Annotated in this window: 11 protein-coding genes and 1 pseudogene; 2 read left to right on the forward strand and 10 right to left on the reverse strand. The window is 65.3% G+C overall.

Features of this window, described 5'->3' with window-relative positions:
• Positions 1-1,062 (forward strand): annotated as a pseudogene (locus tag C1H69_RS21865) (S-(hydroxymethyl)glutathione dehydrogenase/class III alcohol dehydrogenase); the annotation flags it as partial.
• Positions 1,063-1,309: 247 nt separating this feature from the next.
• Positions 1,310-1,876, forward strand: coding sequence for an S-(hydroxymethyl)glutathione synthase (gene gfa, locus C1H69_RS21870; protein WP_102655505.1), 567 nt, complete (start codon positions 1,310-1,312; stop codon positions 1,874-1,876).
• A 152-nt stretch (positions 1,877-2,028) separates the two neighbouring features.
• Here the strand turns inward: gfa and C1H69_RS21875 are convergent, their stop codons facing one another.
• The 10 genes from C1H69_RS21875 to salA all read right to left on the reverse strand — a co-directional run bounded on the left by C1H69_RS21875 (position 2,029) and on the right by salA (position 13,062).
• Positions 2,029-3,234 (reverse strand): benzoate/H(+) symporter BenE family transporter, encoded by a 1,206-nt coding sequence (locus C1H69_RS21875; protein ID WP_102655506.1) that lies wholly within the window; start codon positions 3,232-3,234, stop codon positions 2,029-2,031.
• A gap of 39 nt (positions 3,235-3,273) precedes the next feature.
• Entirely contained in the window at positions 3,274-4,026 is a 753-nt protein-coding gene (locus tag C1H69_RS21880; protein WP_102655507.1) for an ABC transporter ATP-binding protein, read from the reverse strand.
• Positions 4,023-4,787 (reverse strand): ABC transporter ATP-binding protein, encoded by a 765-nt coding sequence (locus C1H69_RS21885; RefSeq protein ID WP_102655508.1) that lies wholly within the window; start codon positions 4,785-4,787, stop codon positions 4,023-4,025. The genes C1H69_RS21880 and C1H69_RS21885 overlap by 4 nt, the downstream gene beginning before the upstream one ends.
• A 3-nt stretch (positions 4,788-4,790) precedes the next feature.
• Positions 4,791-5,867 (reverse strand): branched-chain amino acid ABC transporter permease, encoded by a 1,077-nt coding sequence (locus tag C1H69_RS21890; protein WP_102655509.1) that lies wholly within the window; start codon positions 5,865-5,867, stop codon positions 4,791-4,793.
• Positions 5,868-5,879: 12 nt separating this feature from the next.
• The gene (locus C1H69_RS21895; RefSeq protein ID WP_102655510.1) at positions 5,880-6,740 is read right to left on the reverse strand and encodes a branched-chain amino acid ABC transporter permease; all 861 of its coding nucleotides are present in this window, start codon (positions 6,738-6,740) and stop codon (positions 5,880-5,882) included.
• 69 nt (positions 6,741-6,809) lie between these two features.
• Positions 6,810-7,982: an ABC transporter substrate-binding protein gene (locus tag C1H69_RS21900; RefSeq protein ID WP_102655511.1), complete on the reverse strand. Its 1,173-nt coding sequence runs from the start codon at positions 7,980-7,982 to the stop codon at positions 6,810-6,812.
• 135 nt (positions 7,983-8,117) lie between these two features.
• Positions 8,118-8,606 (reverse strand): benzoate 1,2-dioxygenase small subunit, encoded by a 489-nt coding sequence (gene benB / locus C1H69_RS21905; protein ID WP_102655512.1) that lies wholly within the window; start codon positions 8,604-8,606, stop codon positions 8,118-8,120.
• On the reverse strand, positions 8,603-9,988 hold the full coding sequence (locus tag C1H69_RS21910; RefSeq protein ID WP_102655591.1) for a Rieske 2Fe-2S domain-containing protein: 1,386 nt from the start codon (positions 9,986-9,988) through the stop codon (positions 8,603-8,605). The genes benB and C1H69_RS21910 overlap by 4 nt, the downstream gene beginning before the upstream one ends.
• Positions 9,989-10,139: 151 nt before the next feature.
• Entirely contained in the window at positions 10,140-11,114 is a 975-nt protein-coding gene (gene catA / locus C1H69_RS21915) for a catechol 1,2-dioxygenase (protein ID WP_102655513.1), read from the reverse strand.
• A 643-nt stretch (positions 11,115-11,757) separates the two neighbouring features.
• Positions 11,758-13,062, reverse strand: coding sequence for a salicylate 1-monooxygenase (gene salA / locus C1H69_RS21920; protein WP_102655514.1), 1,305 nt, complete (start codon positions 13,060-13,062; stop codon positions 11,758-11,760).
• Positions 13,063-13,179 lie beyond the last annotated feature (117 nt).

Genomic DNA, 13,179 nt, shown 5'->3' on the forward strand with positions numbered 1-13,179 from the left:
GCTTGTCGAGATCGACGTCGAAGGGCCCAAGGCCGGCGAGGTGCTGGTTCGTATCGCGGCCACCAGCGTCTGCCACACCGACGCCTTCACGCTCTCCGGCGCCGACCCGGAGGGGCTGTTCCCCTCCGTGCTCGGCCACGAGGGCGCCGGCATCGTCGAGGAAGTCGGCCCCGGCGTCACCAGCCTCAAGCCCGGCGACCACGTCATTCCGCTCTATACCGCCGAGTGCGGGCAGTGCAAGTTCTGCCGCTCGGGCAAGACCAACCTGTGCCAGGCGGTGCGCGCCACCCAGGGCCAGGGGCTGATGCCGGATGGCACCTCGCGTTTCTCGCTGGAAGGCAAGCCGCTGCACCACTACATGGGCTGCTCCACCTTCAGCGAATACACCGTGCTGCCCGAGGTGTCGCTGGCGGTGGTCTCGCCGGAGGCCCCGCTGGACAAGATCTGCCTGCTCGGCTGTGGCGTCACCACCGGCATCGGCGCGGTACTCAACACCGCCAAGGTGGAGCCTGGCTCCACCGCGCGGTGTTCGGCCTGGGCGCCATCGGCCTGGCGGTGATCCAGGGCGCGCTGATGGCCAAGGCCAGCCGCATCATCGCCATCGACGTCAACCCGGACAAGTTCGAGCTGGCCCGCCAGTTCGGCGCCACCGACGTCGTCAATCCCCGGGAGCACTCGGACCCGATCCAGCAGGTGATCGTCGACCTCACCGATGGAGGCGTGGACTACTCCTTCGAGTGCATCGGCAACGTCAACGTGATGCGCGCGGCGCTGGAGTGCTGCCACAAGGGCTGGGGCGAGTCGGTGATCATCGGCGTGGCGGGGGCCGGCGAAGAGATCTCGACGCGGCCGTTCCAGCTGGTGACGGGCCGGGTGTGGCGTGGCTCGGCGTTCGGCGGCGTGAAGGGCCGGAGCGAGCTGCCGGGCTATGTGGAGCGCTACATGAACGGCGAGATCAAGATCGACGAGTTCATCACCCACGACATGCCGTTCGAGACGATCAACGAGGCCTTCGACCTGCTGCATGCCGGAAAGAGCATCCGTACGGTGCTGCACTATTGAAGACGACGAAACGGCAACCGGTCGCAAGCGCGACCCATGACCCGGATGACCCCATATGACAACTAGAACGAATGAGGAGTGCATGCCAATGAGCCTGATGGACGCTCTGAAGCGCTGGTTTGGAGGACAGGGAACGGCGCCCCCCACGAGACATCAGCCCACCACGCCACAGCAGCAACGCCATAGCCGGCCAGCGGATCCCGCGCCGACAGCCACCTCGGCCGCCACCACCCAGGGGACAACGACCATGAACCCGACCATCCATCCCGCCGTGGACAACGGCGTACGAGCCGGCAGCGACAGCTTCCCCGGCGGCACCCTCCACTGTCACTGCGCCAGCGATCGGGTCGAAGTCGCCGTCAAGGCACAGTCCGCCCACAATCATGTCTGCGGCTGCACCAAGTGCTGGAAACCCGACGGCGCCACCTTCTCGATGGTCGCCGTGGTGCCCCGCGACAGCCTCAGCGTCACCGCTCATGAGGAGAAACTCGACGTGGTCGACCCCTCCGCCGCCATACAGCGTCATGCCTGCAGGGGCTGCGGGGTGCACATGTACGGGCGCATCGAGAACACCGGGCATCCCTTCCATGGGCTGGACTTCATCCATACCGAGCTCTCCGACGACAGCGGCTGGTCGGCCCCCGAATTCGCGGCCTTCGTCTCCTCGATCATCGAATCCGGCACCAACCCCGGCGACATGGATGCCGTGCGCTCACGCCTGAAGGAACTGGGGCTGCCACCCTACGACTGCCTTTCACCACCGCTGATGGATGCCATCGCCACCCATATCGCCAAGGCCAAGGGAGTACTCTAGGCTCACGCGGGCAATACCGGCATGGGCGAGGCGGTGGCCAGCAGCAGTCATCCCATGCCGGGAAGCTGCTTTCCGAGGCTCGATGAACTTCGATGCCTGCACAATGCCGCCCTGACCATGAGTCGCACTGGACAGCGTGATGACTGGCGATACTATCGGGACAAATCGCTGGTCACCTCCTCGCGCAAGGCGGTCTGCCAAGGTCGATGCAGGACAAGATAGGCGATACCGCCAATCACCACGCCCCAGAAGGCCGAGCCCAATCCGAACAGGCTCATGCCCGAGGCAGTGGCCAGGAAGGTGATGATCGACGCTTCGAGATGATCGGTCTCCGCCGCTGCCTTGCTGATATTGGTGACAATGGCGCCGATCAGCGCCAGTCCGGCCAGCAGTGCCACGAAGGTCACCGGCAGCGAGGTGAACAGGAGCACGATGCTGCCGGAAAACAGTGCGCCAAGCAGGTAGAAGACACCGTTGGCGACCCCGGCCACGTAGCGCCTGCCGGGATCGGGGTGCGCCTCCTTGCCGGTGCACAGCGCCGCGGTGATCGCCGCCACCACCGTGGTGATACCGCCGAACAGTGCCATCGGCAGCGATACCAGGCTGGCCACGGTCAGGATCGGCCGCGCCTGCGTGTCATAGCCTGCCCCGCGCAGGATCGCCATGCCCGGCAGGAACTGCCCGGTAAGGCTGACCAGCGCCAGCGGAATCGCCAGGCTGAGGGTCGCGCCGAGCGTCCACTCGGGACGGATCAATTGCGGCTGGGCCAACTGCCAGGAAACGCCCTGCAGGCTGGCGTCTTCGAACAGCACCGCCAGGGCGATACCCGCGATCAGCAGCAAGACCAGGAAGTAGCGCGGCGACAACCGCTTGAAGAGCAGATAGGCGGCCAACATGCCCACCGCCAGTGCCGGCGCCCGCTCCAGCGAGGTGAATACCCCCACGCCGAACTGGAACAGGATACCGGCCATCATCGCCGCGGCGATACCCGGCGGAATCAACCGGATGATGCGGTCGAAGGAGCCGCTGACGCCAACGACCAGAATGATCGCCGCCGCCGTGATATAGGCCCCCACCGCCTCGTTCAGCGACAAGCCCGGAAACAGCGTCACCAGCAGCGCCGTGCCCGGTGCCGACCAGGCGGTGATCACCGGCACCTTCAGCCACAGGCTGAGGCCGATCCCGGAGATGGCGGCGCCGATGGAGATCGCCCAGACCCAGGAGCTCATCATCGCCGGCGAGACATCGGCGCTCTGCGCCGCCTGGAAGAAGATCGCCAGCGGGCCCGAGTAGGAGATCAGCACCGCCACGAAGCCGGCGGTGAGGGCGGGGATCGACCAGTCCCGGTGAAGTCGCATAAGTGGCCCCCTTGAGTATGCGGTGTAAGGAAAAACGTCTCAGGCGACTCCGAGATGCGTCTCGAGCATCGAGGGATCCTCCCTGAGCCCCCGGGAATCCCCACTGAAGACCACCTCGCCCTTGACCAGCAGGACGTGCCGGTCGGCCACCTCCAGCAGGTTGTCGATGTTCTTGTCGACGATGATGCTGGCGATGCCGGACGCCTTGATCTCCCGGATGATCTTCCATATCTCGTCGCGGATCAGCGGCGCCAGCCCCTCGGTGGCCTCGTCAAGGATGATCAGGTCGGGGTTGGTGGTCAGCGCCCTACCGATGGAGAGCATCTGCTGCTCGCCGCCGGAGAGGAGCGAACCATCGTGGTGGATGCGCTGGCCGAGCCGCGGGAAGGTGTCCAGCACCCGCTCCAGGGTCCAGGGCGACTGGCCGCGCTCGTTGGGGCGCGCGGCCATGATCAGGTGCTCGCGAACGCTGATGCCGGGGAAGATGCCGCGCCCTTCCGGCACATAGCCGATGCCCTGGCGCACCAGTTGCCAGGGGCGGCGCTTCGCGGTGGATTGCCCCTTGATGCTGACCTCGCCCCGGCGCGGCGGTACGAAGGCGAGGATCGACTTCAGGGTGGTGGTCTTGCCCATGCCATTGCGACCCAGCAGGCTCAGGGTCTCGCCGGGCAGCAGGGTCAGGTCGATCCCGTGCAGCACATGGCTCTCGCCGTAGTAGGTGTGCAGGCCGCGCACCTCGACCAGCGGGGTAACGGCGGCCTGGGCAGGATGCGGTTGCTGGATGGCAGTCATGCGTGTACCTCCTCTTGGTGGCGGCCGAGATAGACGTCCCGGACCTTCTCGCTGGCGCGAATCTGGGCGGTGGGGCCCGTCTCCAGCACGCAACCGTCGACCATCACGGTGATGCGGTTGGCCAGGCGGAACACCGAGTCCATGTCGTGTTCGATCAGCACCAGAGTGTAGGTGTCGGCCAGGCCCTTGAGCAGTTCGGTGACCTGGGCGGTCTCCTCGCGGCCCATGCCCGCCATGGGCTCGTCGAGCAGCATCAGCGTCGGTTCCGTGGCCAGCACCATGGCGATCTGCAGCTGGCGCTGCTCGCCGTAGCTCATGGCCGCGGCCGGCGTATAGGCGCGATACACCAGTTGGCAGGTCTCCAGCGCCTGCAACGCCCGCTCGTCAACGGCCCGGGCCCGCTGGCGGGAGCGCCAACTGCCGAGCACCCCGCCCAGGTGGATGCGCGCCGCCAGCTGACAATTCTGCAGGCAGGTCAGCCGTGGGAAGACATTGGTCTTCTGGTGGCTGCGGCCGATGCCCATACGGGCGATCTGCTGTGCCTTCCGCCCCTGGATGGGCCGGTCCTGGAAGCGGATCTCGCCCTCGGAGGGGGGAAACTCACCGGAGAGCAGATTGATCAGCGTGCTCTTGCCGGCGCCGTTGGGCCCCAGGATGGCGTGGATCTCGTTTTCGCGAACGTCGAAGTCGACCTCATTGACCGCCACCAGGCCGCCGAAGCGGCGGGTCAGACCCCGGGTCTCAAGCATGGTCGCGCTCATGGCTCAGCCCTCCCTCGGTGCAGGGGCGGCCGGTTTGACGGCCTCGGAGGCTGGAGCGGCCCGGCCAGGCTTCAGCCACCTGAGCGGCGACGACTTGGCCAGGCTGGCCCGGCTCGGAGGATCGATGATCAGCCCGGCGATGCCCCGTGGCAGGATCAGCACCGCGAGGATGATGGTGATGCCCATCAGGATCGGCCAGTGGGTGGTCAGGTGCTCGAAGGTGTGCTGGAGGATCTCGTAGGCGAAGGCCCCCAGGATCGGGCCGAAGACAGTGCCCATGCCGCCCAGGATCAGCATCATCAGCACCTCGCCGGAGGTGTGCCAACCGAGCTGTGAGGGGTTGGCGAAGCCGTACTGCATGGCTGCCAGCATGCCGGCGAGGGAGGCCATCACCCCGGAGATCACGAAGGCGACCAGCTTGTAGTGGCCGGTGGCATAGCCCAGCGCCTCCATGCGATGCTCGTTGTCGTGGATGCCGTCGAGCACCTGGCCAAAGAAGGAGCGGGTCAGCCAGCGCAGGAAGAGATAGCCGACCACCACCATCGCCAGGCAGACGTAGAAGAAGGTCAGCGGATTGTCGAGGTCGAGCAGCACGGCCCCGCCGACCTCCACGCTGGGCCGGAACATGATGAAGACCCCGTCCGTGCCCCCGGTATGCCGCGAGGTGCTGACGAAGTAGTAGAGCATCTGGCCGAAGGCCAGGGTGGTCATGATGAAGAAGATGCCCCTGGTGCGGATGACCAGGAAGCCCACCACCAGCGCCGCCAGGGCCGCGACCAGCATCACCAGCGGCGCCATCCACCAGATGGCGGCCGGGCTGAAGGCGGGGCTGGCGAGTGCCAGGGTGTAGGCCCCGAGGCCGAAGAACAGGGCGTGCCCGAGGCTGACCAGGCCGACGATGCCCACCAGCAGGTCCAGGCTCATGGCGAACAGCGCCAGGATCAGCATCAGGGTCATCTTTTCCATCATGAAGTCGCTCTGCGCGCCGAACACGGCGGGACCCCAGAGCGGAAAGATGGCGACGATGGCGGTCAACACCAGCATGATGACGACGACGCGCTTGGGATAGGTATGCAACATGACAAGGCTCCCTCAGGCGAACAGCCCGCGTGGTTTGACCAACAGCACGGCGGCCATGATCAGGTAGATGACCATGCTGGCCAGGCTCGGAATCAGCACCGACCCGAAGGTCTCGGCCATGCCGATCAGGATCGCCCCCCAGAAGGCGCCCTTGATCGACCCGATGCCTCCGATGACGACGACGACGAAGCAGGTGATGAGGATGCTGTCCCCCATCCCCGGGGCGATGGAGGTGAGCGGGGCGGCGATCATCCCGGCGAAGGCGGTGAGCGCCACGCCGACGCTGAAGATCAGAGTGAAGAGAGTGCGCACGTTGATGCCGAGCCCCTCCACCATGTCCCGGTTCACCGCGCCGGCTCGGATGATGATGCCCAGCCGGGTATGGCGGATCACCCAGTAGATGACCCCGGCAAGCGCCAGGCAGACACCCATCACGAACAGCCGATAGTGGGAGTACTGCAGGTTGTCGGTGAGCTGGATGCGCCCGCTGAACAGTTCCGGGACCGGCACGCTGTGCACGTCGCCGCCCCAGATGATGCGCTGGGCCTCGTTGAGCACCAGGATCAGGCCGAAGGTGAGCAGCACCTGGTAGAGGTGGTCGCGCTTGTAGAGGGTGTCGAGGAACAGCCGTTCGATGATCAGGCCGAGCGCAATGGCGACGGGAATGGCCGCCAGGATGGCCAGCCAGAAGCTGCCGAGACGGAAGGTCAGGTCGTAGACCAGGTAGGCCCCGATCATGTACATGGCGCCATGGGCGAGATTGATGATGCCCATGATGCCGAAGATGAGCGTCAGGCCGCTGGCGATCAGGAACAGCAGCAAGCCGTACTGCAACCCGTTGAGCAGCTGCACGCTGAAGAATGCGAGATCCATGGAAGACCCCTCCGGAAATGCCGATGAGGGGGCGAGCCGGGCTCGCCCCGTGAGTCCGTGACGCCGCCGTTACATGTTGCAGGCTTCGTCGGGCACCTCGAGGTTCTCGTGGGCGATGCCCACTACCTCGTGCCGGCCGTTGCGGATCTCGCGCAGGTAGACGTTCTGGATCGGATGGTGGGAGTCGGAGAAGGCCAGGGGGCCCCGCGGGCTGTCGAGCTGTATGTTGGACAGGGCGGTGATCAATCGATCCTGGTCGGAGGTGTCGCCCCCCACGGCCTCCATGGCCTGAACCAGCATCATGCCGGTGTCGTAGCCCTGCACCGCGTAGGTGTCGGGCATGTCGCCGTAGGCGGCCTGGTAGGCCTCGACGAAGGCGCGGTTCTGCGGCGTGTCGAGGGTCTCGGCATAGTGCAGGGTGGTCAGCACGCCCTCGCCCGCCTCGCCGATGGCCGCCAGGTTGCCGTCGGTGAGGAAGCCGGAACCCAGCAGCTGGATGGAGTCCTTCAGTCCCGAGGCCGCATAGTCGCGCACGAAGCTGACGCCACCGCCGCCGGCGAAGAAGGTGTAGACGGCATCCGGGCGCAGGCTGCCGATCTGGGCCAGGTAGCTCTGGAATTCGGTGCTGGGGAAGGGCACCAGAATTTGCTGGAGGATCTCGCCACCCTCCTCGGTGAAGGCCTGCTCGAACCCGGCGATGTCCTCCTTGCCGCCGGCGTAGTCCCAGGTGATGGTCACCACCCGGCGGTGGCCGCGGTCGTAGGCCACCTTGCCCATGGGGTAGCTGTCCTGCCACATGCTGAAGGAAGTGCGGAAGACATTGGGCATGCACAGTTCGTTGGTGGCCGCGCCCAGGCCGGCATTGGGGATGATGGTGATGGCGCCGGTCTGCTGGGCCACGCGCAGCATGCCCATGGCCACCCCGGAGTGCACCGGGCCGATCACGAAGTCCACGTTGTCGCCGCGCACCAGGCGGCTCATGTTCTGGGGGGCCCGCGAGGGGTTGGCCTCGGAGTCGAGCTTGACGTACTCCACGCTACGCCCGCCCAGTTGGTCACCGTGCCGGGCAATGGCCAGCTCCAGGCCATTGGTGATCGCTTCGCCCAGCGCCGCATAGGTACCGGTGTAGGGCAGCATCAGGCCCAGTTTTACGGGGTCGTCGCTGGCGTTGACGACACCGCCGATGGCCAGGCCGGCACCGATCAGGGAAGCGAGGGCGGTCTTCTTTACGGTCGTTTTCATTGTTTTCACCAGGGGTGGTTATTTGTTGGTATTGGACTGATGGTGACGCTGGCGATGTCACGGTGATCGGTCACGAGGCATGGTCTGGCGCGGCCTCCCTGCCGCCTGCCAATCGTCCCTCCTCACCGCACCGGGTCAGACGTGGTAAACGTCGATGACCTGATGGATATAATCGTTATTGAGTTGCACGACTTTCTTCTCGATAAGCGGCGTCTCGCCGGACACGTCCAGGGTGTAGCGGGACGTGCCGAAGTAGCCGTCGGTCTGCTTGTAGCGGTGGCTCAGGGTGTGCCAGTTGAAGCGCAGCTCGACCTTGCCACCGTCCTGGCTCAGCACCTCGATATTGGTGATCTGGTGCGTGGTGCGCGGCTCCGGCGTGCTGGCGCCCGAGCGCTCGGTCTTGATGCGGTAGACCCGATCCTCCAGCCCTTCGCGGCTGGGGTAGTAGATCAACGAGATCTCGCTGTGCGGATCACGGGTCAACTGGTCGTCATCGTCCCAGGCCGGCATCCAGAACACTGCGCCCTTGCCGTAGCACTCGAGCCATTCATCCCACTGGCGGTCGTCGAGCAGCCGTGCCTCGCGATACAGGAAGGCCTGGATCTCGGGATAGGAAATGCTCATGCGGAAGCCTCCTCCTCGACAGGTGCGGTGGCGATGAACTGGCTGCGTTCCTTGTCGATGGCACGCAGCATCTCCTCGACCCAGTGCTTGTGATGCAGCACGTAGAGGCCTTCGTCCTCGGGGGAGGCCCCGCTCAGCAGCGGTTTCATGTCGATGGCGCGGGCGTTGTCGTCGGCGCCCTCGATCCACTGCCTGGCACCGCGGGAGAGGTCGTTCCACTCTGCATCGAGCCCGGCATAGCCGGCCTGACAGGCGCGAAACTCCTCCAGGTCGTCCGGGGTGCCCATGCCGGAGACGTTGAAGAAGTCCTCGTACTGGCGGATACGCACGCGACGGTTTTCGGCCGATTCCCCCTTGGGCGCGAAGCAGTAGATGGTGACTTCGCTCCTGTCGACATCGAGGGGGCGGATCACGCGGATCTGGGTGGAGAACTGATCCATCAGATAGACGTTGGGGTAGAGGCAGAGGTTACGGGTCTGGTTGACGATGGAGTCGGCTCGCGCCTCGCCCAGCGTCGCCTCTATCCACTCCTTCTGGGTGTAGACCGGGCGTACCTCGGGGTTGAGCAGCCGGGTCCACAGCATCATGTGGCCGTTGTCATAGGAGTAGAAGCCGCCCTGGCTCTTCGACCAGCCGTCGGCGTCCACCGCCTTGGTGCCACCGGCATCGTAGTTGCGGCGCTCCATGGTCGAGGCATAGTTCCAGTGCACGGTGCTGACGTGATAGCCGTCGGCGCCGTTCTCGGCGCCCAGCTTCCAGTTGCCCTGAAAGGTGTAGGAGGAGGTGCCGCGCAGCACTTCCAGGCCCTGCGGCGCCTGATCGACGATGTTGTCGATGATCTTCATCGTCTCACCCAGGTACTTCTCAAGAGGCTGAACGTCGTCGCTGAGGCTGCCGAACAGGAAGCCACGGTAGTTGGCGAAGCGCGGCAGCCGCTTGAGGTCGTGGGAGCCCTCCTGCTTGAAGCCGTCCGGGTAGGCTCCGGTCTTCTCGTTCTTGGCCTTGAGCAGCTTGCCGTCGTTCTTGAAGGTCCAACCGTGGAACGGGCAGGTGAAGGTGCCCTTGTTGCCCTGCTTGCGCCGGCACAGGGTGGCGCCGCGGTGGGTGCAGGCGTTGATCAGGCCATGCAGCTCGCCGCTCTTGTCCCGGGTGATCACCGCCGGCTGGCGCCCCATGGTCACGGTGAAGTAGTCGCCCGGCTCGCTGATCTGGCTCTCGTGGGCCAGGAACAGCCAGTTGCCTTCGAAGATATGCTTCAGCTCGAGTTCGAAGAACTCGCGGTCGGTGAACATGCTGCGGTGGCAGCGGAAGATGCCGGCCTCGGCGTCGTCGATGACGGCACCGCGCACGCGCTTCTCGAGTTGATCAAGCTTGGTGGTCATGATCAGGCTCCTCAGTATCTCGTCGTGTCGATCCGGCAGGCCCAAGGCGTGGCCCGCCAGGGTCAAGGAATGAGGCCATCCAGCAACCATCGTTCGGGAACTGACCCGGCGGCGCTCCTTGCTGGAGGCCGCGGCGATGGCCCGGTGCCGATCACACCTTGGCGGTAGCGGCCAGCTGGCTGCCGATGTCCTCGACATCTTCCTTGGCCCGCGGGCGAGCGTGGCGGGTCTGCAGCTCGGCCACCTCTGTCTTGGCCAGCTCCACGTCGAACACCACCTCGGTGAAGACACCTTCCAGCCCACGCCTATCCGCCTCGGCGGCGTCCTCGATGCGCTTGCCTTCCACCACCAGCTCCTCGCGGGTCGCGAAGGCGAAGTCGTCCCAGGTGTACTTGTCACCGGCCAGGTTGATCTGGGTGGTCAGGTGCTGGTGCCCCGGCGCCGAGACGAAGTAGTGGATGTGTGCCGGACGCTCGCCGTGACGGCCCAGGGCCTTGAGCACCTGGTCGGTGGGGGCGCCTTCCGGCACGCCGTAGCCGGAGGGAATGATGCTGCGAGCGCGGTAGCGACCTTCGCCGTTGGTGAAAATGGTGCGGCGCAGGTTGTACTCGCTCTGGGTCGGGTCGAAGAAGGAGTAGCCGCCCTTGGAGTCGCAGTGCCACACCTCCACCTTGGCGCCGGCGATGGGCGTGCCGTCCACGTCACGCACCTGGCCGGTCAACCACATCACCTCGGCGTCCGGGTCGCTGCCGTCGTCCATACGCGCGAAGCCCTCGGCCTCCGGGGCGCCGGCCACGTAGAGCGGACCCTCGATGGTGCGCGGGGTACCACCGGTGCGCCGGGCCTCGGCGTCGGCGGCGTCCTGGCGCATGTCCAGGTAGTGGTCGAAGCCCAGCCCCGGCGACAGCAGGCCGAACTGGGTCTCGTGGCCCAGGGCGTTGAGCAGGCTGACGGCGGACCAGTATTCCTCGGGGGTGACGTCGAAATCGTCGATCAGCTTGTAGAGGTCGGAAAGCAGGCGATGCATGATCTGCTTGGCGCGCTCGTCGCCGCCCGCCTGGTCAAAGCCGGCGACTGTCTTCAGGAAATCCTGCACGTCAGGGGTGTCGAAGATCTTCACGGTCATGGTGGAGTGCTCTCTCGTTGTCGTGATGCCCTGCCGGGTCGTCAGCGAAGGCAGGGACAGTTGTCGAGGGCTCGTCCCGTTCCCTGCCGGAGGCGGGCGAGCATTTTCTTGTCATCTCGACTGGATTCTGGCCAGACGCATGAGTGCTCACCAATATCGATTGGGTTCGCCCCTATACCTCCAGGGTATCGCCTGATTCACCCTCGGCGTCCCGCGACCGTCGGCCACGAGACCCAGAGTTCACAAGACAACTATTTTGTAATCAGCGATTTATAAATACATCCCGAGAAGCGCCCAGGGTCTCTTGAGGACAGTTGTCCCAATGCGCCAGGCATCGCACCCCATCTCGCAGAGAAAAAGAGCCTCTCCTGCTCGCTCCGGGGTTCCTGCTGACCGAGGACATTGCGACAAAAGGATAAGGAAGGGTTCGCCAGAGCAGGAGGGTGCTGTCCTGGAGGCCAGCGCCGCCGAACGCAGCACCCTTATCGCAGCACCACGATACTTTCCCACATAGGGAAATCGGCCCTTGGAATGCTCCCAAGGGCCGGAACTCATACCGCTGTGCTTTATGCCGCCAAAGGGCGCCTTCTCCAACGAAGGCTCAGCCGGTTTTCTGCTCAGTGCCATGCTCTGCTGAAGGGTATCAGGCCAAGGCAGTGAGTGAGGTGGCCTCCCATCCCAGGCGAGTTCTGGCCGTGGCCACGTCGTCCTGCGGATCGTGGTTCCACAGCCAGTCGAAGCGGGTCTCCAGCTCAAAAGCCACTTTTTCTTCGTCATCGCCAATGTCGGGGGCACTGTACTCGTAGAGATCCCCCGCCTCGTGGGAGGTACGCTGTACCCTGCAGGTGCGCTCGTGGCGAACCGCCTCGAAGGCCGTCAGGACTTGCTGGGCGTTTTTCCGGGTGCAGGCTTCATCGGTGAGCAGGCTGGCCAGCACATGGGCATCTTCCAGCGCCTGACCGGCTCCCGCCCCCTGGTGGGGCACCATGGCGTGGGCCGCATCCCCCACGAGCAACACCCGATCGCAGTGATAGCGAGGCAGCTCCGGCAGCTCATGCAGCGCCCAGCGCGTCGGCTCGGGAATGCAGGCGAGAATGGCCTGGGAGGCCGCGCCCCAGCCCTCGAACACGCCCAGCATCTCCTCCTGGCTCACGGCATTGACCCACTCCTCGCCTTCGGGAAGCGTGGGGGTCGGGGCAGAGCGGTCGGTGATGAAGGCCACCACATTGATCAGTTCGGACTGCTTGACCGGGAAGGACAGGATGTGACGATCTGGGCCGAGGTACATCTGTGGCACCAGGGCCAGACGCGTGTCGGCGCCCCTGGCCGCCATGGCCGCCTCCAACTGCCCGGCGGGGATCATGCCGCGATAGGCATAGGTACCGCTCCAGTACGGGCCGAGATCACCGTACTGCGCCGGTGGCAGTACATGATCACGCACCGCCGACTTGATGCCGTCGAAGCCGACAAGGATATCGCAGCGATGGCGGCTGCCATCCTCGAAAGCCACCTCGACGCCATCCGCATCCTGCCGCACCTCGATACAGCGCTTGCCAAAGTGGGCGATCCCCTCGGGCAGATTGGCGACGATGGCATCCAGGAAGTCGGCCCGATGCACCGAGGACTGGCCGCAGCCAGGCGCCAGGCTGGCGGTCAGGTAGGCGTCGTCATGCCAGCGCCGCCATTCGAACCAGACGTCCTCATAGGGGGCCGGGGAGGAGTCGGCGATGCGGCGGTACGAACGCTCCAGGCCAAGCAGTTGGATGGCGCGCACGGCATTGGGTCCGAAGGAGACACCGGCCCCGATCTCGGAGAACCGTGGTGCCGCTTCGAAAAGGTGAACGTCGAGGCCGGGCTTCCGCGAGAGGGCCACGGCGAAGGCCACGCCGCCGATGCCGCCGCCGACGATGCCGATGGAAAGACGCTTGCGCGAGATGTCGGATACCATGATGGTGTCTCCTGTCAGGGATGGGATTGTCAGAGCTTGTTGTGGTGCTCCTCACGCTATTCCCCTGACTCGGCTGCCACCACACAGCCCCCTGCATTCACTGCATAAACACAACTA

Source organism: Billgrantia endophytica (assembly GCF_002879615.1).
GTDB lineage: Bacteria > Pseudomonadota > Gammaproteobacteria > Pseudomonadales > Halomonadaceae > Halomonas > Halomonas endophytica.